The sequence below is a fragment of the Paenibacillus alkalitolerans genome (genome assembly GCF_016482785.1).
In the GTDB taxonomy this organism is placed as follows: Bacteria; Bacillota; Bacilli; order Paenibacillales; family YIM-B00363; genus Paenibacillus_AE; species Paenibacillus_AE alkalitolerans.
Genome location: NZ_JAEMXM010000032.1, coordinates 9,647 through 34,342, shown reverse-complemented (window position 1 = coordinate 34,342; position 24,696 = coordinate 9,647). Strand labels below are relative to the sequence as shown.

The following is a 24,696-nucleotide window of genomic DNA, read 5'->3' as shown; positions in this document are numbered from 1 at the left end:
CGCCGCGCGGAATGTCGACTCCGCTCGGCGTTCAGTTTTTTAAATACAGAGGTTACACGCGTCTTGCGCCGCGTCCTCCTCGTTTGCCTTCAGTGTTTTTCTTTAAGGAAGAAATTCGTTCCTCGCTGTCTCGCAAGAAACGGGACATTTTATCCTCGAAGCTTACCTTATTTCCCGAACCGTGACGACGATCCCCGCCCTTGCCGAATCCGCCTCGATCCCGAAAACCGTCTCTATTGCCATCGCGGCGAAACTCCGTCGTTCTGGGAGCTTCCGGCGGCTTGTCGACCGCTTTCTTAATCGATAAGCCAATCTTGCCGTCATTGTCCACGTTGATGACCTTTACGGTTACGACATCCTCGAGTTTGAGGTGATCCTTGACATCTTTGACGTAACTGTCGGCGATTTCGGAAATGTGGACGAGACCGGTGACTCCGCCATCCAACTCGACGAATGCGCCGAAATGCGTGATGCCTGTCACCTTACCTTCTAGTTTCGCGCCAACTTCGATGGCTGACATAGAATAAAATGTGCCCTCCCTTAAATGTAGGAAAAATGAAAAATTCGTGACATTTATACGAGATTATAACCGAACGGCATTCTCTCGGTCAATAAGGCGCGTGTACGGACTATCGGCCGAAAATCGTATCCCCCGGGCGAATCATTCCGTAATCCTTACGCACCTTTTGTTCAATATATTCACTATCGTGCAAACGGGTGACTTCGGCCTTATACTGCTCGTTCGTCCCCTTCAATTCCGTTAATCTGTCCTGCAGCTCCGTTAGCTCCGCTTGTTTCTGATCAACGCTGTCGCCTTGCTTCCAAAGCGTTAGCGTTGCCCAACAGGTGAAACAACATACAACTATCAAAAACAGACGTATTCTGCGACGGGCACCTTTGTTCGATGCCGACTCCTTCGCTGCCGTTCCCGATGCCATGTCCCACCGTCCCCCTAAAACCAACTTTTTACTTTAGCGATCCACTTGGATACGACTCGTCCCACCGGAATAAGCCAACGATCCGCGCGAACCAGCTTGCCGCACGCGTGAACCAACGGTTTAAACATCCAATGGAGCAATTTCCACAGAGGATACGCCAATTGTATCACAACTTTGAAGATGAAAATAGACAAGGCCGCCAAAAATCCTAAAAAAACAATCGATACCCGGTATAACCCGATCGACGGTTTTATCAGGAGCAAATTTCCAATATAGAGGATGGCCCGGACCGCTTTTTTAAATATCCCGATTAGAAAGCGGATCGTTCGGACGACCGCCGGGCTTAGCAATCCGAAATAGAACGACACTCCGATCAATAGCGCCAGAAACACATACAACCGCACTTCGCCGCCGTTGCTTTCGTACAAAACCCGGAATACGGCGAGCGTGCCGGCGAACCAATACAGCAGGTCAAGCGGAGGGATGAGCCAGCGCGGGAAGCGGAACTCTCCCGACAGCACGCGGTAGGTGTCGAACAGGAGCCCGAGTCCTGCCCCGCTTACGGCCATGGTCGCCAGCGTGAGAAATTGAACGTTTAGACTCACTTGAACAGCTTGCCCAAGAAGCCTTTCGACTTGTCCGGTCCCGCGCCGTCCAAATAGTTCAAAGAGTTGATCGTTCCCTCAATCGCAACGAATCCTTGCTCAAGGTTCAAATTTTTAATATGTAAATTTTGGCCCTTCACGTTTAGAAAACCAAGTTCCGTCTCGAGCAAAAACTCTTCGCTGTCGAAACTGTCCACGTTCAGCACTCCGGACACTTCAAGCAACCGGCGGTTTAACAAGTGAATTTCTTGCCGCTTCGTCTTCCCATGATCGACCATGGCATGTACCCCTCCCTTATATCAATACCTTATGGGCGAGGCGCGCATTTTAGAACAGGGGGTGTTATTCTTTTAGTTTGTAGGATGTAATTCGTTGATTGGCGGAAATAGCTTCAAATATCCCTTCTTCTGTAAATTTTTGCATCCACTGAACGGCCGTATGACGATGAATGCTCAATTCTTTCGAAATCTGTATAGGTCTAATTATTCCGCCGTTTTGCTTTGCCAAGTGATAAACAGCCTGTTTTCGCTGCTGCCACGAAGCTTTGCCGGTTGCTTCCAACATCAGGCGATGTCTGCTCCAAAGAAATCCTAATGCCTGCATAAGTTGAGCGCGGCATTTCTCAGGATGATTTTCCACCATGTCAGCTGAAAATCGAAGCAAAAACCATCCGTTAAGCAATAAATCGTTCTGTCGAATCAAATGGTCGTTAAAATCCCCCTTAGAGATGTCTCTGGCATGCGTTGTGTATCCGTCTATCTCAATAATCAATTTTATGAGTCCCAGCATAAACAAAAAATCGACAAACCGAAGTCCGCCTTTAAAATCTTTGAAAGGGTATTCTGCATACAATCCCTCAAAACTATAATTCATGCACGGCCCCCATACATTTTGAAGAAACCGCTTTTCGGAATGTCCCAACTCTTTGCGAAAACTCCCCTTCATCTTTGCCTCGAATTCAGTCTTTTTTACAAATTCCAGAACTGCCGGATGCAGATCCATACAAACTCCTCCTTTGAAAAAATAAAAAAGCACACCCGACCCTTGTTAAGGATCGAAATGTGCTTCATTTCGTTGATGGAATTATAACGAAGGAGCCGTCTAATGTCAATTAAAGTCCATTTGTCGGTCTAACTGACAAATTAGTTAACGGTCATCGACTATTTTGTCGGTGAGATCGACTTTAATGCATAAATGTCAGGTGTAGTGACAAATTTGTCGTTGCTATATACCTAAATTGTCAATATTGCCGACAAAAAGCAATCGGGTAGGAGGCTACCCATAAGTTGAGCAGCCGACCTCCCACACCACCGTACGTACCGTTCGGTATACGGCGGTTCCATTAGGAATGCGCAGTGACTTGTCGATAATTATCTGAAAAGAAAAGAAATCCGAGGTTCTTCAGTGTGTTGTTTCCGAGGGATTTCGAGAGGATTGGGCTATTGGATGTTCTCCAATAGCTCTTTCTTGTGTTTGCGTACTCCCATGCTTTGTTATCTGGGACACCAAATGAGATCAACTTCTCGAACTTGGTCTTAATCCGTTTCCACTGTTTCCAGTAGACCATTCGAATCCGTTTTTCACCGCCTAGTTAATCGCCATGCGTGGCGCACAAGGAAAAACCCTCCGGCAAGCCGAAGGGCTTTCGCGGGCGGCTTACAAAATCTCGCCGCTTCCGTGAGATTCTTCCTTAATCACGGTGTACATCCCGCTCGCCTCTTCCTTGCGGACGGATTCCGCAATGTTCTCGACGCGAACGGTGACGCTCTTCTGTCCGAAGCGAACGGTCAGTTCGTCGCCGGGCTTCACCGTGCTGCTGGCTTTCGCTTCCTTCCCGTTGATCCACACCCGCCCTTGATCGGACACGTCTTTAGCGACCGTGCGCCTCTTGATGAGCCGGGAAATCTTCAGGAATTTGTCGAGCCGCATCTTACTTCACAGCTTCTTTAAGCTTGTTGCCCGCTTTGAAAGCAGGAACTTTGGACTCCGGAATGGAGATTTGAGCGCCCGTTTGCGGGTTGCGGCCTACGCGGCCGGAACGCTTGCGGGTTTCGAACGTGCCGAAGCCGATCAATTGAACTTTGTTGCCGGTGGACAAAGCATCAGTAACTTCGCCAAGGAAGTTATTCAAGACAGTTTCAACGTCTTTTTTCGTCATACCGCTTTTCTCTGCAATGCTGTTGATCAAATCTGTTTTGTTCATGCCTAAGATTCCTCCTAATTTCAAACAATGGAAATGGAAATGTTGCCGTGCGAATTATGTATTCTCTTGGCAGTAAGGAAAATCCTGCTTTGCGACTACAATATTTGAAACTTTTTCGCAAAAATTTGCGTTTTGAAGGCTTTCAGCTCCTTTTGGCCTCCTGCCAGTATAGTTCCAGTTCTTGTATATCAGTTTGGTCAAAGCTCTTTCCTCTTAAACGTAGTTGCTGCTCAATATAGCGAAATCTTTGCAAAAATTTCCGGTTTGTTCCGGAAATGGCTTCTTCCGGATCGATTTTCAAGAATCTAGCGAGGTTTACGACGGCAAACAACAAATCGCCCAGCTCGTCGACCAGCTTCTCAACAGGGGCGCGGCTCGCAAGCTCCGTTTGAAACTCTCGCAGTTCCTCTATGATTTTGTCGGCGATTTGTTCCGGGCTCTCCCAATCGAAACCGACCTTCGCCGCTTTCTTCTGCAGTTCCACGGCGCGCATCAAGCCGGGAAGGCCGCTTGGAATGCCGTCCAGCACGGAAACCTGGGATTCGTCGCCTTTTTGCCGTTTTTCCTCCGCCTTGACCTCTTGCCAAGTTTTCAGTACGTCCTCGACACCCTCGACCTCTCTGGTACCGAATACGTGCGGATGCCGTCGCACCAGCTTCTCGGCAAGTCCGGCGACAACATCCCAAACCGTGAACGTGCCCGATTCTTCTTCAATTTGGGAGTGAAGCATGATCTGCAGCAGCACGTCGCCCAATTCCTCGCGCATCGCGTCCGGATCGTCCGCATCGATCGTCTCCACCGCTTCGAACGTCTCTTCGATGAAATATTTGCGCAGCGATTTGTGCGTCTGCTCCCTGTCCCACGGGCAGCCTTCCGGACTTCGGAGCTTCGCGACGATCTCATGCAGACGCTCGAAGGTACGGTAATGAACATCATCCCGATCGGTACGGGGTATATATACAAGCGAGAGGTTTCCCCACCCCTCGACCCGGTCCAACTCATAAAGGGGAACGGTAAGCACCCGCTCTTGCCCTTCCACCCCGAGGGCATGTCCGAGCGTCACTTCGAATTCGTCCGGGTACCGCTCCATCAACGCCAGCTTCACGTCGGATGCGACGAATCGGTCATATACCTGCGTAACGATGATATGGTTATGCGGCTGCAGCCTGCCGGCATGAAGCGCGGTCGCGTCGGCCAGTTGAAAGCCGTCCGCCGGATCGAAACCGAGCGCGGCAAACGCGCGGTCCAGGAAGCTTTCGCTGCCGACGATGCGCAAACCGATCCCCGCGGCCAGGCACCGCTCCCGAAGAAGGGCTACCGTCGTTTCCGCGACGGACGGATGGCCGGGCACCGCGTAAACTACTTCCGCGCCGGCGGCCGTTGCCGTCTCGATCAGATCGGCGGCAATCGCATCGTACACGTCGGCAAACCGACCGTGCGCTTCGTATGTATCGTCATATGAACGGTACGCGATTCCTTGTTCGGCCAACCACGTTACGACGGGGTGCCGTTCGGTCCGCAGTACGAGACGCTCCGCCTCCCGGATGACGTCCCACGCGCCTAGCGTCAATCCGTCCCGCCCTCCGGGGCCTAAGCCTACCACAGTTACTGATCCATTTACCGCCATTTACGGCAACCCCCTTTCATGGTTTTCGCGGCAACCTGCGGTTGCCTCTTGCTCGTTATTAACTACGCGGACAACCTCCGGTTGCCTCTTTTATCTAAACACAATGAAAAAGCTTCCGCAACCCGCCGGATCTTCAGACCGCCGCTTGCGAAAGCTTTCATGTGGGGCTCATTGCTCCATTTGTTTCGCTAAAAATCCAGCCGCCGTTTCCGCCATTTTCACTTCCATCTGGTTCATCTTCGTTCCTTCCTGCTTCGACAGCAAAATTACGGCTCCGATCGGATCGCCGCCTGCAACGATCGGAGCGCAGACGAACGAGGAATATGTCTCTTTCATATCTTTGCATATTTCATATTCTCCGGGATTCGTTTCGGTCGCTGTCTTCCGGCTTTCCATGCAGCTTTCGACAACGGATCCGATCTGCTTGTCCATATATTCTTTCTTGGATGCGCCGGATACGGCAATAACCGTATCCCGGTCCGAAATCATCGTAATATGGCCGGTGCTTTCGCTGAGCGATTCGGCATATTCTTTCGCGAAATCGCCGAGCTCCCCGATCGGGGAATATTTCTTAAGAATGACTTCACCGTCTCGGTCGACAAAAATTTCTAAAGGGTCGCCTTCTCTAATCCGCAGTGTGCGGCGGATTTCCTTCGGAATGACAACTCTACCCAGGTCGTCGATTCTCCGCACAATTCCAGTTGCTTTCATTTCATGATGCCCCGCTTTCTTGAAGTTTTATGTCACTGGAGATAAGGCCTTCGTTTTCCGGGAATAGGGAGATTCAGCTCATCGTGCCCATAGTATGTTTCGCAAAACAATCCCTTATTCACCATATCTTATACATTCTGTCAAAGCTGAAACTGCCTGCTCTGCCTTTTCGCACTTATTATTGCCAACGTCTTGGAAGTAAAACAGGATGCTCATAAGAACATCCTGCCAACTTTAAATCACCTTAGTATATAGTTGGGACGGCTCCTTTAAAACATCGTTGTATTGCTGCAGCAACGACTCCAGCGACTGCAGCGATTGCTCCATCGTCAAGCCTTTCCTGTTCATGTGGATCACGATTTGCGCGCCCGGAACAAGCTTTAGCTTCCGCTCGAAGCGATTGCTCAGCGCGAACAGCTTCTGACCGTCGATGCGCGCCGTTTGCTCCGGCCCCATCCTCAATATCAAGTCGTCGCCCTTCGCGGATATCGACTCGATACCGTACAAAGCGCCGTACACCTTCAATCTGGCGACGGCAAGCAGATTTAGCACCGGCTGCGGCGGATCGCCGAAGCGGTCCGTCAGTTCGTCGGCTAAGTCGCTCTCTTCCTCGAACGTACGGATGGTGGCGACCTTTTTGTATATATCGATTTTCTGAGCGCTGTCGTAAATGTATTCTCCCGGCACATAGGCATCGACCATAAGTTCAATCTGAGTCGTTACCGGCTTGCGGACTTCGGCCTCTTGCGCCCCGTCCATCTCCCGCTTCCGTGTTTCAATTTCTTCAGCAAGCATCTGCGAATATAAATCGAAGCCGACCGAGGCGATAAACCCGTGCTGCTCGCCGCCGAGCAAATTTCCGGCTCCGCGGATCGCCAAATCCCGCATCGCGATCTTGAAGCCCGATCCGAGTTCGGTGAATTCTTTGATAGCCTGAAGCCGTTTCTCCGCTACTTCATGCAGCACTTTGTCCCGTTGATACGTGAAGTAGGCGTAAGCGATCCGGTTGGACCGGCCTACCCGGCCGCGGAGCTGATACAGCTGTGAGAGGCCCATCTTATCCGCGTCATGCACGATCAATGTGTTGACATTCGGGATGTCGACCCCGGTTTCAATAATGGAAGTGCTGACCAGCACATCGTACTCGCCGTCGAGGAAGTCGAGAATCGTCTTCTCCAGCTCCTGTTCGGACATTTGCCCGTGCGCGGCGGCGATTCGGGCATCGGGAACGAGTTGGCGGATCGTGTCCGCCGTCTGCTGAATGCCTTGAACCCGGTTATACAAGTAATATACTTGGCCGTCCCGCGCCAGCTCCCGCTCAATCGCGTCGCGCACAAGCGCGCTGCTGTATTCCACCACGTACGTCTGCACGGGAAACCGGTTTTCCGGCGGCGTCTCGATGACGGACAGGTCACGGACCCCGAGCATGGACATATGGAGTGTGCGCGGGATCGGCGTGGCGGTCAGCGTCAGCACGTCGACGTTCGTCTTCAGCCTCTTCAGCTTTTCCTTGTGAGATACGCCGAAACGTTGTTCCTCATCCACAATCAGCAGGCCGAGATCTTTAAATTTGACATCCGCCGACAGCAGCCGGTGAGTGCCGATCACAACGTCCACCGTTCCCGCGGCAATTCCCTTGATCGTCTCGTTCTGTTCTTTCTTGGAACGAAAGCGGCTCAAGACGCCGATCTTAAACGGATATCCGTTAAACCGTTCGCGGAACGTCTCGAAGTGCTGCTGTGCAAGAATCGTCGTAGGGACGAGCACGGCCACCTGCTTGCCTTCAATGGCGGCTTTGAATGCGGCTCGAATCGCCACTTCCGTCTTTCCGTAACCGACGTCTCCGCATAACAGACGATCCATCGGCTGCGGCCGCTCCATGTCTTTCTTGATCTCCGCGATCGCTCGCAGCTGGTCCGGCGTCTCGTCATAAGGGAACATCGCTTCGAATTCCTGTTGGTACGGCGTATCTTTGCCGAACGGGTGGCCGGCAGCCTCTTGCCTCGCCGCGTATAGTTTAATCAGCTCGTCCGCAATGTCTTTCACCGCCGAACGGGCTTTCGTCTTGGTCCGGTGCCAATCCGCGCCGCCGAGCTTGAATATTTTCGGCTCTTTGCCTTCCTCGGCGCCGATATACTTCTGAACCATATCGATTTGCTCGATCGGCACGGAAAGCTTATCGCCGCCTGCGTACAGGATATGAAGATAATCTTTGTGAACGCCGTCGATTTCTATCGTGCCGATTCCGACATATTTCCCTATGCCGTGGTTCAGGTGAACGACGTAGTCGCCGACCTTCAGTTCGGTGTAGCTTTTGATCCGCTCGGCGTTCTGCACGCCGCTCCGGTCGATCCTTCTCGCCTTCCGCTGCTTCTGGGTGAACATTTCGCCCTCGGTAATGACGACAAGATGCACGGCGGGAAGCTCGAACCCGCTTTGCAGATTGCCTTCGACCATCGTCTGCTCTTCGATGCCGTAATCGTGAAGCACTCTCCGCATCCGGTCGAGACGCTCCTTGTTGCCTGCCAGCATCATCACGGTGAAGCGGTTTTTCTTCCACCGTTCCACCTCGGCTTTAAGAACGTTCATCTGGCCGTGGAACTGCTGCATCGTGCGGCAGGCGACGTTGACGATGTTTTGCGGCATCGTATTCGGCACTTGCCTTAGAAACAGCGATAAATATACGGTCTGAAACGGCTTATGGAAGAACAGCGAATCATGGTTTTTGGACAGAACAAAGCTCGGAACGGATTTTCCTTCTTGCAGCAACTGAGTCGTCCATTCCGCTTCCTCCCGCTCCAATTGCTTCGCGGTTTCAAGCAGACGGTTCGGTTCGTCGACTATCAAGAGAGCGTCTTTCGGCAAATAATCTAGCAATGTTTGCCGCTCCGGATATAATAGGGACACATATTTATAAATTCCCGTGAAGTGAGCGCCTTCCCTCAGTTGAACGAGATCGCTGCCGATTTCTTCGCGCAGCTTGTCCTTGACGGTGCGGTCGGCCGTCTTGCCCAGCTGTTCTTCCAACAATTCCGACGCGGTCTGCGCCGCGTTGGCAAACCGCCGCGGTTCCGCGAACAATTCGCGGCAAGGGTAAATCGTAACCCGATCCACCTTCTCTTTCGATCGTTGATCCGCAACGTCGAAAGTACGAATGGAGTCGATTTCGTCGTCGAACCATTCAATACGGAACGCGAGATCGTCCCCGGCCTCCGGGTGTGAGCCGGCTTCCGCCACCGACGGATAGACGTCGACGATTCCCCCGCGGACGCTCATCTCGCCCTTGGATTCCACGCGTTCCACCCGATCGTACCCTAGTCGCGACAACCGTTCGAGGAATGCTTCCATCGGCTGCGTTGCTCCCACAGCCGCGTCCGCATGCGCTTCGGCGAAAACGTCGGAAGGAACGACGAGTCTCCGGATTCCGGCATAAGGAACAACAGTGACGCCTCGAAACCCTTCGCTCAGCTTCGATAATGTCCGGATTCGCTGAGACACGAGCTCGGGTGACGACACCGCCGCTTCCGTGGCGATCGATTCGTTAGCCGGATACGTGAGCAGCTGCCCCGGTTCCAAGCATTCTTCCAAATCTTCAGCCAGCTTCTGCGCGCCGAACATGTTATGTGTCATGACGACAATCGGCCGTCGGAGCCGCGAATGGAGCGCGGCAATCATAACGCTGCGCGCCGATCCGGACAAGCCCGACACCATCTGTTCTTTAAGCCCCGATTCAATGCCGTCGACAACGCTTGAAATATCCCGATCTCGGGATACAGCTTCTAATAATCGTTTCATTGTGAGAGTACAGGCACCTCTTTCCCAAAACCAAAAAGAAGCCTGGGCCGAACAGCCAAGGCTGATATATTCATGTAAGGAGTTTCCGGCGGTCATTCGGCTGCTTAGGACAACCTTGGGTTGCCTGCAGCTCTTTACTGCAACGGATTCGGCGCCAATGCGAGCTCCGGGTGCGATTGCAGCGCCTCGTTGCAATATTCGCAAACGACTTTCACGGTGACGTCCCCGTTTGGATCATACGTAATTATATCCCTGCGCTCTTCGGGGGTCAAGAAATGGAAGCCCAGCTGGAATTCGCTAACAGTGTCGCTATGGATCTCGCCAAGCGATGTGCGGCAGTGCCTGCACACATATTTTACAGACATATCTATGCCTCCCGTTCCGATCGTATACCAGCACCGGCGTACACGATCGTCATATACGACTTAGTATCGCCAACGGGGAGGCCGTTCCATTCAAGCTCCGTTAAATTTGGCCATCGCTTTTTCGAACGGTTCGTTCAAACAATATTCCAACGCGTCGCCAGCTTTCTCAATAGTGGCGCGAAGCGCTTCCGACTCTTCCTTGCGAAATGTCGACAGCACGTACCGCGCAATATCGGTGCCCGGAGCCGGGCGCGATATGCCCATGCGAATCCGGTTGAACTTCTCCGTGCCCAGATGCGCGGCGATCGACCGGATTCCGTTATGCCCCCCGGGGCTTCCCTGGTAGCGAAGCCGAATCGAGCCGAGCTGCGTATCCATATCGTCGTATACGACGATGAGATCCTCCACTTTCGGTTTATAGAAATCAAGAAACGCGCGAACGCATTCCCCCGACAAATTCATATATGTCATCGGCTTAATGAGCGCCACTTTCGTGTCGCCCACTCGTCCTTCCGCCACCAGTCCCTTGCATTTGGACTGCGCCTTGACGATCCCCCATCGGTCCGCCACTTCGTCGATGGCCATCCAGCCGATGTTATGCCGCGTATCCTCGTAATCCCGTCCCGGGTTGCCCAGTCCCACGATCCATTTCATTGTCCGTCCAACCTTTCGGCGTCTCCTTCGTCGTTACAAAGAATTATACCCAACATTGCGGGATCGGGCAAAAAAAGAACGCCTCCGCCACGGGAGACGCGCTCTTCGCACGCACTATACGATTTAACTGATTTCCGCTTCCTTCTCGGCATCCTCGCGCACGGTCTCTTCATTGTCCTCGCGGGTCGCTTCGGGCTCCTCTTTTTGCGGCACCAACACCGTCGCGATCATATCGTTCGGATCGCTCTTGATCTCCACGCCGGCCGGCGGCCGAATGTCCCGCGCATACAAATGATCGCCGATTTCAAGATTCGTCACGTCGGCTTCAATAACGGGAGGAATGTCACCCGCGAAGCACCGGATATCCAAAGTCATGCTCAATTGCTGCAAAATGCCGCCTTCAGCGACACCCTTCGCCTCACCCGTCAGTTCTACGCGCACCGTCGCTTTCACTTTCTCGTTCAGATCGATCTGGTGGAAATCGACGTGCAATATCCGGTCTCGCGTCAACTTGTCCCGCTGCACCTCGTTGATCATAACCGATTGTTGCCCGAAATTCGGTATTTCCATCCGAATGACTCCGCCCGGGTTCGTCTTCAACAGAGAGGCAAGCACTTTCTCGTCAATGAAGACCGGCTCGCCGGGAACCTTCTTTCCATACACAACCGCGGGAATTTTTCCTTCGTCCCGGGCTTTCTTGACATCTGACTTCGTGGCGCCGGTTCGTGCCTCTACCGTTACTAACGCTTCGGCCACAAGAAAAACCTCCTTGGGAGAACAGGTTTGGAACTTACACAGTACCTAGTTCTGCCCAGGAGGGTTATCGTTCAAACGCACTTTACGTCAGTCTTCGAATAATTTGCTGATCGACAGCTCCTCGTGCACCCGGATAATCGCTTCGCCCATCAGCGGAGCTACCGATAAGGTCGTCAGCTTGCTGCAAGGCTGCGCATGCGTGATCGGAATCGTATTCGAAACGACAATTTCCTTGATCGAGGAATTTTCCAAACGCTTCATCGCCGGCCCCGACAAGACGGGATGCGTGCAGCAAGCGTAAACCTCTTTCGCGCCATACTTAATCAACGCGTTCGCGCCGAGCGTAATGGTTCCTGCCGTGTCGATGATATCGTCGATGATAATCGCCGTCCGGCCGTTCACTTCACCTATAATGTTCATCACTTCGGCTACATTCGGTTCTGGCCGTCTCTTGTCGATAATCGCAAGCGGCACGTTCAAATAATCCGCTAATTTTCTAGCTCTGACTACACCGCCGTGGTCCGGAGAGACGACGACTACGTCATCCAGCTGCTTCTCCTTAAAATAAGCTCCGAGTATCGGAACGCCGAGCAGATGATCGACCGGGATGTCAAAGAACCCTTGAATTTGAGTCGCGTGCAAATCCATCGCAATGACCCGGTGCGCGCCTGCCGTTTCAATCAAATTTGCGACAAGCTTCGCGGTAATCGGATCGCGCGAACGCGCCTTCCGGTCTTGGCGCGCATAGCCGTAATAAGGCATCACCACATTGATGCTCTTGGCCGATGCGCGCTTAAGCGCATCCACCATGACAAGCAATTCCATCAGATGTTCATTGACGGGAGCGGACGTCGATTGAATAACGTAGACGTCGCTGCCCCGCACGCTCTCATTAATCCGGACGGAGATTTCTCCGTCGCTGAACCGGAGCGTCTCGGAGTCGCCCAGACATGTGCCGATATATTCCGCGATTTCTTGCGCCAGCTTAGGGTTGGAATTGCAAGTAAACACCTTCAGCTTGGGATCCCGGTAAGACATTGAATTCATTCCTCCAACCGATAATGACTAAGCATCCGTAGATTCGGAACGTTTCGCGTTATCGCTCCGTGCCGACTCTTTCGCTTTCTTTAATCTCTCCTTAAGCATCCTTGCGTAACCCGGCTTATTCGATTGCCGCTCGCGCGCAATCGCCAAATCGTCCGCCGGGACGTCCTTCGTTATCGTCGAGCCGGCCACCACATACGCGCCTTTGCCGATGCGCACCGGCGCAATGAGATTGGAATTGCTGCCTACGAACGCTTCATCTTCAATGACCGTCTCGTGCTTGTCGAATCCGTCGTAATTGACCGTGATCGTGCCGCATCCGAGGTTCACGTTCTTGCCGACCTTCGCGTCGCCCACGTAAGCGAGATGAGGAACTTTCGAGCCGTTATCGATCACAGCATTTTTAATTTCGACGAAATCTCCGACTTTTACATCCTCGCCAAGGCGAGCGCCTGGCCGCAAATGCGCAAACGGTCCGACGGAAGCTCTTGGTCCGACGACGGCGCAGTTCAATACGGATTGCTTCACGCTTGCCCCATTCGCAATGGAACTGTCGGCAATTTCGCTATTGGGGCCGATCACACAATCAGAGCCGATCGACGTCGCGCCTCGAAGCACCGTTCCAGGATAGATAACGGTATCCGCACCGATCGCAACGCCGGCTTCAATATATGTTGCGGCAGGATCAATGATCGTCACGCCGTTGGTCATATGGCTGCGGTTAATTCGTAAGCGCATCAATTGCTCCGCTTCCGAAAGCGCCACTCGATCGTTCACGCCCAGCGCTTCGCTGTTGTCCTTCGTCCGGTATCCTTGCACCTTTTCTCCTGCGCTGCGCATTATAGAAATGACGTCCGTCAAATAATATTCGTTCTGGGCGTTATTGTTCGTCACCTGCGCCAACGCGGCGAACAGCTTCTTATTATCGAAACAGTATGTTCCTGCGTTAATATCTTTGATCGATCTTTGTTCTGCGCTGCAATCTTTCTCTTCCACTATGCATTCAACGGTTCCGTCTTCCGCCCCGATGATGCGGCCGAGTCCGGTCGGATCGTCAAACCGGGCCACGAGCAGCGTTGCCGCGGCACCCGACGTCCGGTGCAATTCGATCATATTTGTAAGCGTTTCCGGCGTAATCAACGGGGTGTCTCCGTATACGACCACGGTAATTCCTTCCTCGCCGCTCAGTAAGCTCTCCGCCATCCGAACGGCATGACCTGTGCCCAACTGTTGCTCCTGCATAGCATACTCGGCGCCATTGCCGAGAGCCGCTTGAACCGCCTCGGCTCCATGTCCGACTACGATTACTTTGCGCCCCACGCCCGCCGCGTTTAACGTATCGACGACATGCCGGACCATCGGCTTTCCGCAAACCGGATGAAGCACCTTGTAGAGCTTCGACTTCATGCGTTTCCCCATGCCGGCCGCCAGCACAATCCCCATGACGTTCATTCTCTCACCCTCCCGGACTTGCTAACCATAAATGTATATATTCCTATAACCCACACTGAATCATATCTCACTTTCGGCAAAAAGAAAAGAGAGCCTTGCCGGCTCTCCATAGCTTTCCTTTTAGGCTCCCTCCTCGATTACGTCCTCCTCGGCGGCTGCCCGATCATACTCCGCTAACACAGCAGCTTGAATCTTTTCCCGAGTTGTGGAAGAAATCGGGTGAGCGATGTCGCGGAACTCACCGTCAGGTGTCCTCTTGCTCGGCATCGCGACAAACATGCCGTTATTCCCATCAATAACCCTAATGTCGTGAACAACGAATTCGTTATCGATCGTGATGGAAGCAATGGCCTTCATCCGTCCTTCCGAGTTCACGCGGCGGAGTCTCACATCGGTAATTTGCACTTTGGGTTCACCACCTTGTCTTTTGTTGGAAAAAAAGAGTTTGGTGTATAATTCCACAAAATCTTACAAATTCCTTCCTTTACTGTACGAAATCCGCACTTTTTTTCGAACATTTACAAGAATTCTGATAATTATTTATTCCGGAACGCACAATATCAGTTCGATTTCGATCAAAACGTCTCGCGGCAGCCGGGCAACTTCGATGGTGGAGCGCGCCGGCTTGTGGTCTCCGAACGCGTCCGCGAAAATCGCGTTATATGCCGGAAACTGATTCATGTCTTTCAAAAACACGGTCGCTTTCACGGTGTCCTTCAACGTCGCGCCGACGCTCTCCGCGACCGCGATCAAATTTTGAATCACTTGTCTGGTTTGTTCTTCTATTCCGCCCTCCACCAGTTCGCCTTTCGCGTTGAGCGGGATTTGCCCCGAGGTGAACACCAAATTTCCGACGCGCATCGCTTGCGAATACGGTCCGATCGCCGCCGGCGCCTTGTCTGTAGAAACAACAGTAGGTTTCATTCTTCATTACACTCCTTCATAAGAAATATTTTAATTGTTCAAGAAAATTTCCCGGCTCCACATGAATGTCCCGCGTCTTGGGATCCACTCTCGTCAGCTTCGCCAGCGACACATAATCGTTCACAAGCAGCTCGTCGCTTTCGACGCCTCCCGCTTCAACCAACACCCCGACTCCTTGAACGGTCGCGCCGAACTCCTGCAATAAATCCATCATTCCCCGAACGGTTCCGCCCGCGTGCATAAAGTCGTCCACGATCAGAACGTTCGATTTCTCCTTCAGCGCCCGTCTCGCAAGCGTCATTGTATGTATTCGTTTATTGGAGCCCGACACGTAATTGATGCTCACCGACGATCCTTCGGTCACTTTCGGGTCCCGGCGCACAATGACAACCGGCAGGTGCAGATGTGCCGCCGTAGCGTACGCCAGGGGAATTCCTTTCGTCTCCACTGTCATCACTACGTCGATCGGGCGATCGCTGAAGAAAGAGGCGAACATCTTGCCGACGTCGTTCATGATGGTCGGTTGTCCGAGTATATCGGACATATACAGATAGCCTCCCGGAAGCAGCCTGTCCGGCTGCTCGAGCATGCGGCAAATCCGTTCGACGATTTGCCGGGCTTCCCGCTGCCCGGTTTTCGGCACGTATTTCACGCCGCCGGCGGCTCCGGCAAGCGTGTGCAGCTCGCCGATCCCTTCGCCTTCAAACACTTCTTTAATGATCGCCAAGTCTTCGCTGATGGAGGACTTTGCCGAATCGTACCGATCGGCAAATACGGTAAGGGGAACAAGTTGATGCGGCCTTGAGAGCAAATAGTGCGTCATCTCGACAAGACGCGCGCTTCTCTTTAACTTCTTCATATCCCCACCCCCAAAAGCCGCCAAATTTTAAACAAAATCCGAATATAATACTGAGAATATAACATTAGTGTACGTGTTTATTCAAGAGGTTCCCGTCAGCAGCCTCACCGCGTGCACCTCTTTGCAAAATCCTCTAAGTCCGTTGTAAATTCGGGCGAGCTTCGATTCCCGCTGCACCAAACCGAACACCGTGGGGCCGCTGCCTGACATAAGCGCGCCGTCCGCTCCGAGGCGAAGCATCGTTTCCTTCAAATGCCTCACCTCGGGATGCAGTTCCATCGTCACATCTTCAAGCACATTGCCCAGCGATTTGCACAATGCATGAAAGTTGCCCGTTCGAATCGATTCAAGCAGCGCTTCCGTCGACGGTCGGTTCCTAATCTTGTCCACCGACAGCCGACCGTACACATCCGCCGTCGAAACATTGATCGGAGGTTTCACCAGGATGACCCAACATTGCGGAGGAGAAGAAATCATCTCCAGCCGTTCTCCGCGTCCCCTGGCAATGGCGGTGCCGCCCTTCACGCAGAACGGTACGTCGGAACCCAATTCTTCTCCGAGTTTCTGCAGCTCTTCAACGGATATATTCAAATTCCATAACCGGTTTAACCCCCGAAGGGCAGCTGCCGCATCGCTGCTCCCTCCCGCAAGTCCCGCGGCTACCGGTATTCGCTTGTCTAAGTGAATGTAAACGCCTTTCTTGACCGAATACCGCTCTTTAATGAGCTTCGCGGCCTGAAACGCCAAATTTTTCTCATCCAACGGTATGTAGCCTGCTTGGCTCGAGATGATAATCGTATCCCTGGGGAGCTCCTCCATCTCGAGACGATCCGCGAGATCGACCATCGTCATGATCATTTCCACTTCATGATAGCCGTCGCTTCGTTTGCGCAGAACGTCCAGCGACAAGTTGATTTTGGCGGGTGCCTTTTCGTATACCTTCACTGTCCTCACCGCCCCCGTTTCACACATGCGTTTCTATAGTTTACCACAATTGATTTAAAGCTTCTATGAACGCAAGAGAGCCGTGACAGCGCAACGCTGTACGGCTCCCTAACGTAACGTTTACGGTCTCGGCTGCTGATTTTTCGCGGCCTGTTCCGCTATTTGTATTGCCCTTTTCACCATATTTCCCGCGTCCTTCGTACGAATTCCGCCCCAGCCTTCCTTCCGCACCGTGTCGTAAAATCCGAGGTCTTTCGCAAGCTCGTATTTGAATTCCTCGGACATGATGCTTCGTCTTCTGCGGCTCATGGCGCAACCTCCTCCCGGCGAGATCTTTTTTGTAGTATGCGTTCTAACGAACGGCTGCATTCAGTCGGCGAAAATTACCGCCGATGCCGGGAGTACGACAAAAGCGGCGAGGCTCGGGAGCCTTGCCGCTTTGTTTATGCATTAAGCTTACTGGTAATTGAAGACAATGATGTTAAGCTTGGATGTAGGTGATACGAACTTGTCCGTCATCGTCGCCGCACACGGTAACTTCGACGCTCTCCGTCAAGATGTCCGCGTAGCTGTAAGAGACGCGCTTGAACGCGTGTTGTTCCTGGTCCAGTTTGACAATGAACACCGAAGGGTAGGTTTCTTCCAGTACACCGGTACGTTCGATCGTCTTTCGGCGGCCGCCGTTCGCTCGCAACGTAATTTTCTGTCCGACGTGAGCTTCAAGGCTCTTTTTGATTTCCAACAGCGCATTTTTGGCCATTGTCAACTACCACCTCTTTCCTTAGATATTATACCCTAAGGAGAGGCGTTTGTCAAATGAACGAAATATTATAGCAGTGGGCCAAACCGATTGTCAACGATATACTGTCAAAAAAATTAATTTTCCCCTCCGACCCTCGGCAAACCGACCCGGAAATTGCCTCGTGTTTCAATTCCTCCCAATCCATCCAGTCCACTGACAGTATGTGTTATTACATCATAAAGATTGACGGTTTCTTTTACGGGTGTATAAGCGGATTTGGAAGCAATATATACGGGGTCAAGCGCATGGATCAATATGCGGGCCGGAGAACTTGCAAAGTTCGCTCCGGCTTGGAGCAGCGCTTCGAAATGCGACTGGCAAGCGCCGGCCACTATCGTCAATGCGTCGCGGTTTCTCTCATACGCGCGCGCGACGCGTACCGCATTAAGGAAGTTCAAGGAATTTTTATAATTGTTTATATTTTGCTTGTCGCCGTCAAACCTGTGCTTGATAATGCCGTCGTGGCCCGTAACGACTACGATATCCGGCTTCACCTTCGGCAGAAGGCGAACAAGCGCTTCCGCCATTTCCGATTCCTTCAAGTGATACCCTTCGGCCGGAATCCGCAATTCGCTGTACAAAGCCATGCTCTTGCGCAAATACATTGCGTCTCCGTCCAAATGGAGAATCGTTCCCGGCACCTCAAAGAAAGGCTTTTCCGTTTTTCTCAGCCCGGCGAAGTGCAGCCTGTTCTTCTCCAGCAGGGAAATACCCCTCGAATCTTCTTGAAGCACCGGCGCGGGTACCGGCTCCAGATCGTCGATCGGAGCGTCGGCCAACAGGCGGTACTGCACACCCTTCAGAACAGCCAATCTTTTCTCCGTGAACCCTTGAATGCGAAACACAACATCTTTCCCGTACGATATGCGGACAACGTAGTCGCCGAGATTCATTCCGATCCCCTCCTACGTTCTATGGTATGGGGATGTTGGGCATTTGGTGTGTATGTAATGAGGGACGCCGCTATTTTCCTTTCCGCAGATACAGTTCATTGGCAATCCGGGCGAATTCCGAGATATCAAGCGTTTCCCCGCGTCTGCCGGGATCGATGCCGCACCGCTCCAGAAATTGCCGGCACGCGTCTTTACCGCCTTCGGGAAAAAACTTTACCAGATTGTTAAGCAGCGTCTTTCTCCGTTGCGAGAAGGAAGCTTGTACAACTTCGAAAAACACCGGCTCGTCCTGAACCTCTACGGCGGGCTTCTCCCGCATAGACAATTTCACTACCGCCGATTCCACGTTAGGCTGAGGAATGAACACTGTGTGCGGCACGCGGATTACGAGCTCAGGAATCGTATAATACTGGACGGCAACCGATAAACTGCCGTAATCCTTGCTCCCGGGATTGGCGGCGAAGCGGTCCGCCACCTCTTTCTGAACCATGACAACGATAGATGAAATCGGCAATTTCTCCTCAAGCAGCTTCATGACGATCGGAGTCGTTACGTAATACGGCAAGTTTGCAACGACACTGACGGAGTCCACATCGGCAAAATGTTCGCGGAACAGCGCATGCAGATCGATCTTCAGCACATCTCCATGCACGATCGAGACATTCGGGTATGCCGATAGCGATTCCTTCAGCATCGGAAGCAGACGCTGATCGATTTCCACCGCAACGACCTTCCCGCTGTCCAATGCCAATCGCTCGGTCAAAGCTCCGATTCCCGGACCGATCTCAAGCGCCCCCGCCGCAGGGCCCAACGTCGCAGCCGAAACAATGCTCCGTAAAATATTGCCGTCGATGAGGAAGTTTTGCCCCAGACTCTTCTTGAATGTAAAACCGTATTTTTGCAGCAGCTCTTTCGTCCGCTTCGGCGATGCTATCGTCTCCATGCGTTCCGTCATCGGCCGCCTCCGTCTTCCGTGCCGTCCAATCCGCTGCGCCGCAGCGCGTCGGCCAGCTCCTGTTTTCCGATGCCGAACATTCGGCAGCGCTTCAAGAACGTCTTTCCATTCGCATATCCGATGCTCAGCGATTTCCCAACGCGCATACGCCGTTCGGCAGCCCCGTCCACGCCCGCGAGACGTGCTCTCATTAAATCCGCCCATGTGAGATCCGTCGCTTGAATCTCGGACTCGGTACGCACTTCCGCCAATGCCGCCCGAATCGATTCCGGAGACGCGTTCTCAATTCCGATATCGTCCCGGTAAGTCGCTTCTTCTTGCGCTAGGAACGCATGCTTGCATCCCGGCACCTTGGACGAAACGAGATGGCGGATACGCTCACCGGCATGATCCGGGTCCGTCAGTATAATAACTCCCCTGCGCCGCTGTGCAAGCTTTATGCGTTCCAATACTTCTCGATTCACCGCCGAACCTCCGGTCTCGATCGTATCGGCTTCCACGGCGCGCCGGATCGCTATGGTGTCGTTCTTTCCTTCGACGACAATTATTTCTTGAATCATGGCGCCAGTTTCCCCTTTAGCTTGTCTAGCATAATCCGACACAACTATATTCTACCCTTTTCGCGGAAAGAAAAAAAACGGCCGCCAAAAGCGACCGTAAACCGCAACATTTACTGCTGGTATAACGTCTTAATTAGCGACCGGCTTTTTCGGACCGATCACATACACCGTATATCCATACTTCGTGCCGAATTTTTTCGCATATGCCTCGCTGTCGAAATAAATATCGATTTTCTTGCCTTTGATGGCGCTGCCTTTATCCTCGGCACGCCGGAAGCCGATGCCTTCAATGTAAACCCACCAACCCATCGGAATGACGCCGGGATCCACGGCGATCGTCCGGCCTTCGCTAACCGTCGTGCCGCTCGCAGTGATGCCGTATCCTTTGTCGCCCTTCCTCTTGCCGGTCGATGCGAAGCCTGCCGAATACGCCGTAAGCTTGACTCCCTTTAGGATGTTCTTTACGCCGAATGACTTTCCGTCGAACGATACCTGCTCCACGTTAGCGGAAGAGGACGTAAGAACGACCACCGGATCTTTCGACTTGGCGGGCGCGGGCGCAGCCTTCGTGCCGACAGCTACAATGTGATCGAGAGTCGATTGTTCGACATCCTTGGAGACGACCTGCTCCGCAACGAGCACTCCGTCTTCGTACACCTTCTCGATTTGTTTCACAAGCACGCCTTCCCGGCCTGCCTGAACGACTTTCTGTTTGCCTTTAAGCAGACTGCCGTCTTTTTGTTTTATCGTCTTATACGGCAAAGTATGCTCGGTTTCTTCTATAACCTTCGAAACACGGACAATCTTTATTTCGGAACCCTGTGTAACGGTCGCATTTACGGACGGCTCCACCCGGTCAAGAGGGCCGAGCTCGATCCCGGCATCGGCGAGCATATCGGAAACGGTGCCTTCAACCGCGAACACTTTTGTCGTTTTACCGTCCGCAGTTACCGATACGGGGAACGCCCGCTCCACGATCAACCGGTCTCCATCCGCAAGAACCGCTGACAACGGTTTGGAAATCCGGTCGAATTCGCCGACCGAAATTCCTTTCTCAGTCAATAAGTCCTGCACGTGACTCTGCGATGTTACAAACTCATATGTTTGCCCGTCCGCTTCAACCGTGATTCTCTTTAAGGCCGTGCCATATAGTAGAGAGGCGAAGAGAAGCAGAGCTGCAACCGACGCGGCTGTGACGGATAACATCAATTTTGCGTGAACACGCGCCCATCGCCATGCGTAAGACATGCCGGACAGACTTTCAACATGGGATTCCTGTGCTTGGACATACCCCATTCTTTACGGTCCTCCTTACATAGCCTCGCCTTGTACGTGAGAGTGGTTCTCAGAAGTTCAAGTTCGACGCGACTATTTGGAATATAGTCGAGATAACCGGTACGAGCAACAAAAAAAAGCCGGCGAAGAGGAACGCTCGCGGCTTTTCGGGTGCGAAAAGTGAGAAAATAGCTCGGCGGTTACCTCTCTCGTTACGCTTACGAGGTTAGCTGTCGGATTCGGGCGCGAGAGCTGGCCCTATTTCTGCATGACGCCTGGCGGCACCTGCGAAAATTCACCCCTAGACGCTCCGACGGATCGGATGCGCCAATGCGGTTCCCCCGTTTCCCTTATGACACTGCAAGCTTAAACAGCAACCGCAGCGCCGGAAACTCAGCGAAACTGGAAATATTATGAAAAACTCCTTGTTACGGTTTATGTAATGTATCATACTGGCTCGGGGCCCGAATTGTAAAGTGCAATAATTACCCGAAAATCGACCTTCCTTCCTCGAATCCCGTGAAATAAACTGTTTGATGATATATAATGCACGCCGATCTCTCGATATGCTATGTTTTCATCGGCTTATCTCCGTATTTCTTGTTTTGGACGGAACAGTGCCTGGGCATTTTCCGTTGTAACAAGGCTGATTTCCTCCGGTGAGAGCCCTTTTATTTCCGCCGCCGCTTCCGCAACGAGCTTCACGAACGCCGTTTCGTTTCTCTTTCCCCGGTAAGGATGGGGCGTGAGGTACGGAGCGTCGGTTTCGATCAACAGCCGGTCCAAAGGCACCCGGGCAAGCACTTCTTTCGGCTGCTTCGCATTCTTGAAAGTGACCGGACCGCCAAAGGATATATAGAAGTTCATATCCAGGCACTCTTTCGCAACTTCCCAACTTCCGGAATAACAATGCATGACTCCGCCGACATCGTAAGCCTTCTCTTCCTTCAGAATCGCGACGACATCCGCATGCGCGTCCCGGTTATGGATGACGACCGGCATTTGCAGCTTTCTGGCCAACCGGATTTGCTCCCGAAACACACGGTGCTGCACCTCTTTCGGCGATGTGTCCCAGTAGTAATCCAACCCCATTTCGCCAAGCGCGACGACTTTGCCGTGCGTCCGGGCCAATTGTTCGATCCAATCCAAATCTTCCGGCGTCATGTGGATTGCATCCTGCGGATGCCAGCCAATGACAGCATCGATGAAATCGTACCTCTCGGCCAACCGCAAAGTGGTGGGAATCGTTTCGCGATTAAACCCGACGTTGACGATCCGTCCGACCCCCGCCTCTTTCGCCCGTGCCAGAATGTCTTCCCGATCTTGATTAAACGCTTTATTGTCAAGGTGAGTATGCGAATCGGTAAGCATTGCGAATTAAGTTTCTCCTTTCAGCCAAGAAAATAATGCCGGACTTTGCCTTGCTTGCGCCGAAAACCATTCTTCCGGAAAATAAACATGCTGCCTTCCGACATGCGTTCCGCTAATCGATCCGACGATATCGGATTTGCGGCTGATTTCGACCAATTTGCCGCTGTCTTCAAGCAGCAGAATCGGAAATTTGCCCGGACTGTTTCCGGGGCGATACACATCATATGACAAATCCGCCGGAAAGTCGATCTGCACATAATATTCCGGATCGAAGCCGGCTTGCAGGACGGAGTCGCGCAGCTTGTCGAAATATGAAGGGTCAATCGTTACCGGAGCCGCATATTTCAACAATTTTCGATTGAGAAAACGCCCGCATAAATCCGACAGCACCGCATCTTGTTCCATCGTCCATTGGGCAAAGGCGGCTTGCGTCAACGACTCGTCGAGCAATAAATAATGTTCCAAGTCAATCTTTCCTTCAAATAACTTGCGAAGCGGCTCAACGAGAAACCGGAACTCGTACCCCGCATCGAACAATGCTTTAGCGCGCGCGAATATGTTGCGCAGAACAATCTCGGAGCTCCGGGTAACCGGATGGAAATACACCTGCCAGTACATCTGATACCTGGACATCAAATAATCTTCGACGGCGTGCATGCCGCTCTCTTTTACAACAATTTTCCCTTTATACGGCCTCATTACCCGCAGTATCCGCTCCAAATCGAACATCCCGTAATTCACTCCCGTGAAATACGCGTCCCTTAACAAATAATCCATCCGGTCGGCGTCCAATTGGCTGGACACGAGCGAGACGACGATCTCCTTCGGATACGACTTGCAAATAACGCCCGCCACCTGATCCGGAAAGTCGGGAGAAACGGAGCGCAGCACCCTGTTGACTTCGGTATCCCCTTGAACGATTCGACAAGACCATAGCTCGTGATGTTCTCCGAACACCGTCTCCAGCGAGTGGGAAAACGGCCCGTGGCCGACATCGTGCAGCAAAGCCGCGCACAAACACAATCGTTTCTCTTCGACCGGCCAATCTTCGTACTCGTTTCGTTCGAATTGCGAAATGATTTTGCGAGTAATTTCGTATACCCCTAGCGAATGCGAGAAACGGCTGTGCTCAGCCCCGTGAAACGTAAAGAACGAAGTGCCGAGCTGCCGGATTCGCCGCAAACGTTGGAACTCTTTCGTATTGACCAAGTCCCAAATCAGAGGGTCTTGAACGTAAATATACTTATGTACAGGATCTTTAAACACCTTTTCTTCCGGCCAAAAAGTCACTCTAATCCCCTCCTTCTTTCCTAATCGACATCATTCGACATTTTGCGACGTATTTGTCGAACCGTGACGTAATAGGACGAACTTCACATGTAAGCAAAATCACATAAAAACTGATCTCTATCAATGATTTTTTAAAGTGCGTAAAATCTTGTTGACTATTATGGGAACAGTTGGTACCATAAATCCAATAAGAAATATGTCGAAAAATGGCGATTCCAACGACACTATTTTTTCCATACTGAAAGGAGAATGAATTACTATGATGAAATCAACCGGAATTGTACGTAAAGTAGATGAATTGGGCCGTGTGGTCATCCCGATCGAATTGCGTCGTACCCTCGGCATCGGCGAGAAGGATGCGCTAGAAATTTACGTAGACGGCGAGCGCATCATGTTGAAAAAATATGAGCCTGCTTGCATCTTTTGCGGAAACGCGGATAACGTTACTTACTTTAAAGGAAAAATAGTTTGCAACGAATGTTTGAAAGAAATGCCGACACCTGTGACAAAGTAAGTAAAATAGTATATAATAGCAAATAAGCACTTTTGTTAATTCTAACCTTTTTATATCTCCTTTCTTTATCCTATGGATTTCGCGGAGCGGAACCCATAGGATACTTTTTTTGGAGAGACGCTAGTTTCTAAGATTCTAGAATCGCAAGAAAACCTTCC

Annotated in this window: 28 protein-coding genes and 1 riboswitch; of the genes, 1 reads left to right on the top strand and 27 read right to left on the bottom strand. The window is 52.1% G+C overall.

Going from position 1 to position 24,696, the window contains the following annotated elements:
• Window positions 1–52: 52 nt before the first annotated feature.
• The 27 genes from JET16_RS27795 to JET16_RS27665 form a co-directional block, all read right to left on the bottom strand.
• Window positions 53–520, bottom strand: coding sequence for a S1 domain-containing RNA-binding protein (locus JET16_RS27795; RefSeq protein ID WP_199623998.1), 468 nt, complete (start codon window positions 518–520; stop codon window positions 53–55).
• Between the two features lie 109 nt (window positions 521–629).
• Entirely contained in the window at window positions 630–938 is a 309-nt protein-coding gene (locus JET16_RS27790; protein WP_199623996.1) for an FtsB family cell division protein, read from the bottom strand.
• A 14-nt stretch (window positions 939–952) separates the two neighbouring features.
• A complete protein-coding gene (yabQ, locus tag JET16_RS27785; RefSeq protein WP_199623993.1) occupies window positions 953–1,543 on the bottom strand; it encodes a spore cortex biosynthesis protein YabQ in 591 nt (196 codons plus the stop codon).
• Window positions 1,540–1,821 carry a sporulation protein YabP gene (gene yabP, locus JET16_RS27780; RefSeq protein ID WP_199623990.1) on the bottom strand — a complete coding sequence of 94 codons (282 nt, stop codon included), beginning with the start codon at window positions 1,819–1,821 and terminating at the stop codon, window positions 1,540–1,542. Before yabP ends, yabQ begins: the two co-directional genes overlap by 4 nt.
• Before the next feature lie 64 nt (window positions 1,822–1,885).
• Window positions 1,886–2,545 (bottom strand): DUF559 domain-containing protein, encoded by a 660-nt coding sequence (locus JET16_RS27775; protein ID WP_199623987.1) that lies wholly within the window; start codon window positions 2,543–2,545, stop codon window positions 1,886–1,888.
• 654 nt (window positions 2,546–3,199) lie between these two features.
• Window positions 3,200–3,472, bottom strand: a complete 273-nt coding sequence (locus JET16_RS27770) for an RNA-binding S4 domain-containing protein (RefSeq protein WP_199623985.1) — start codon at window positions 3,470–3,472, stop codon at window positions 3,200–3,202.
• 1 nt (window position 3,473) lies between these two features.
• Window positions 3,474–3,746, bottom strand: coding sequence for an HU family DNA-binding protein (locus tag JET16_RS27765; RefSeq protein ID WP_199623982.1), 273 nt, complete (start codon window positions 3,744–3,746; stop codon window positions 3,474–3,476).
• A 142-nt stretch (window positions 3,747–3,888) separates the two neighbouring features.
• Window positions 3,889–5,373, bottom strand: coding sequence for a bifunctional methyltransferase/pyrophosphohydrolase YabN (gene yabN, locus JET16_RS27760; protein ID WP_199623979.1), 1,485 nt, complete (start codon window positions 5,371–5,373; stop codon window positions 3,889–3,891).
• A 168-nt stretch (window positions 5,374–5,541) separates the two neighbouring features.
• Window positions 5,542–6,084 carry a stage V sporulation protein T gene (gene spoVT, locus JET16_RS27755; protein ID WP_199623965.1) on the bottom strand — a complete coding sequence of 181 codons (543 nt, stop codon included), beginning with the start codon at window positions 6,082–6,084 and terminating at the stop codon, window positions 5,542–5,544.
• 234 nt (window positions 6,085–6,318) lie between these two features.
• On the bottom strand, window positions 6,319–9,879 hold the full coding sequence (mfd, locus tag JET16_RS27750; RefSeq protein WP_199623948.1) for a transcription-repair coupling factor: 3,561 nt from the start codon (window positions 9,877–9,879) through the stop codon (window positions 6,319–6,321).
• Window positions 9,880–10,013: 134 nt separating this feature from the next.
• Complete coding sequence (locus JET16_RS27745; protein ID WP_199623946.1) at window positions 10,014–10,244, bottom strand: anti-sigma-F factor Fin family protein; 231 nt, start codon at window positions 10,242–10,244, stop codon at window positions 10,014–10,016.
• Window positions 10,245–10,334: 90 nt separating this feature from the next.
• On the bottom strand, window positions 10,335–10,898 hold the full coding sequence (pth, locus tag JET16_RS27740; RefSeq protein WP_199623943.1) for an aminoacyl-tRNA hydrolase: 564 nt from the start codon (window positions 10,896–10,898) through the stop codon (window positions 10,335–10,337).
• 123 nt (window positions 10,899–11,021) lie between these two features.
• Window positions 11,022–11,654: a 50S ribosomal protein L25 gene (locus JET16_RS27735; protein ID WP_199623940.1), complete on the bottom strand. Its 633-nt coding sequence runs from the start codon at window positions 11,652–11,654 to the stop codon at window positions 11,022–11,024.
• A gap of 87 nt (window positions 11,655–11,741) precedes the next feature.
• Window positions 11,742–12,692, bottom strand: a complete 951-nt coding sequence (locus JET16_RS27730) for a ribose-phosphate diphosphokinase (RefSeq protein ID WP_199623928.1) — start codon at window positions 12,690–12,692, stop codon at window positions 11,742–11,744.
• A 27-nt stretch (window positions 12,693–12,719) separates the two neighbouring features.
• Window positions 12,720–14,150 carry a bifunctional UDP-N-acetylglucosamine diphosphorylase/glucosamine-1-phosphate N-acetyltransferase GlmU gene (gene glmU / locus JET16_RS27725; protein WP_199623925.1) on the bottom strand — a complete coding sequence of 477 codons (1,431 nt, stop codon included), beginning with the start codon at window positions 14,148–14,150 and terminating at the stop codon, window positions 12,720–12,722.
• A 120-nt stretch (window positions 14,151–14,270) separates the two neighbouring features.
• The gene (spoVG, locus tag JET16_RS27720) at window positions 14,271–14,555 is read right to left on the bottom strand and encodes a septation regulator SpoVG (RefSeq protein WP_199623921.1); all 285 of its coding nucleotides are present in this window, start codon (window positions 14,553–14,555) and stop codon (window positions 14,271–14,273) included.
• 135 nt (window positions 14,556–14,690) lie between these two features.
• On the bottom strand, window positions 14,691–15,074 hold the full coding sequence (locus tag JET16_RS27715) for a RidA family protein (RefSeq protein ID WP_199623909.1): 384 nt from the start codon (window positions 15,072–15,074) through the stop codon (window positions 14,691–14,693).
• A gap of 16 nt (window positions 15,075–15,090) precedes the next feature.
• Window positions 15,091–15,933, bottom strand: coding sequence for a pur operon repressor (gene purR / locus JET16_RS27710; protein WP_199623906.1), 843 nt, complete (start codon window positions 15,931–15,933; stop codon window positions 15,091–15,093).
• 81 nt (window positions 15,934–16,014) lie between these two features.
• Window positions 16,015–16,878: a 4-(cytidine 5'-diphospho)-2-C-methyl-D-erythritol kinase gene (ispE, locus tag JET16_RS27705; RefSeq protein ID WP_199623903.1), complete on the bottom strand. Its 864-nt coding sequence runs from the start codon at window positions 16,876–16,878 to the stop codon at window positions 16,015–16,017.
• A gap of 120 nt (window positions 16,879–16,998) precedes the next feature.
• Entirely contained in the window at window positions 16,999–17,187 is a 189-nt protein-coding gene (locus JET16_RS27700) for a small, acid-soluble spore protein, alpha/beta type (protein WP_199623888.1), read from the bottom strand.
• 172 nt (window positions 17,188–17,359) lie between these two features.
• Window positions 17,360–17,638 (bottom strand): biofilm formation stimulator Veg, encoded by a 279-nt coding sequence (gene veg / locus JET16_RS27695; RefSeq protein WP_199623884.1) that lies wholly within the window; start codon window positions 17,636–17,638, stop codon window positions 17,360–17,362.
• A 116-nt stretch (window positions 17,639–17,754) separates the two neighbouring features.
• Entirely contained in the window at window positions 17,755–18,573 is an 819-nt protein-coding gene (gene yabG, locus JET16_RS27690) for a sporulation peptidase YabG (protein WP_199623881.1), read from the bottom strand.
• A 70-nt stretch (window positions 18,574–18,643) separates the two neighbouring features.
• Window positions 18,644–19,528, bottom strand: coding sequence for a 16S rRNA (adenine(1518)-N(6)/adenine(1519)-N(6))-dimethyltransferase RsmA (gene rsmA, locus JET16_RS27685; RefSeq protein WP_325176793.1), 885 nt, complete (start codon window positions 19,526–19,528; stop codon window positions 18,644–18,646).
• Window positions 19,525–20,088, bottom strand: a complete 564-nt coding sequence (rnmV, locus tag JET16_RS27680) for a ribonuclease M5 (RefSeq protein ID WP_199623865.1) — start codon at window positions 20,086–20,088, stop codon at window positions 19,525–19,527. Before rnmV ends, rsmA begins: the two co-directional genes overlap by 4 nt.
• Window positions 20,089–20,217: 129 nt before the next feature.
• A complete protein-coding gene (locus JET16_RS27675) occupies window positions 20,218–21,384 on the bottom strand; it encodes a 3D domain-containing protein (RefSeq protein ID WP_199623855.1) in 1,167 nt (388 codons plus the stop codon).
• A 178-nt stretch (window positions 21,385–21,562) separates the two neighbouring features.
• Window positions 21,563–21,740: riboswitch (cyclic di-AMP (ydaO/yuaA leader) on the bottom strand.
• Between the two features lie 208 nt (window positions 21,741–21,948).
• A complete protein-coding gene (locus JET16_RS27670; protein WP_199623842.1) occupies window positions 21,949–22,734 on the bottom strand; it encodes a TatD family hydrolase in 786 nt (261 codons plus the stop codon).
• Between the two features lie 6 nt (window positions 22,735–22,740).
• Window positions 22,741–24,024, bottom strand: a complete 1,284-nt coding sequence (locus tag JET16_RS27665; protein ID WP_199623840.1) for an HD domain-containing protein — start codon at window positions 24,022–24,024, stop codon at window positions 22,741–22,743.
• A gap of 259 nt (window positions 24,025–24,283) precedes the next feature.
• Between JET16_RS27665 and JET16_RS27660 the strand changes: the two genes are divergently transcribed.
• A complete protein-coding gene (locus JET16_RS27660) occupies window positions 24,284–24,538 on the top strand; it encodes an AbrB/MazE/SpoVT family DNA-binding domain-containing protein (RefSeq protein WP_138197968.1) in 255 nt (84 codons plus the stop codon).
• Window positions 24,539–24,696 lie beyond the last annotated feature (158 nt).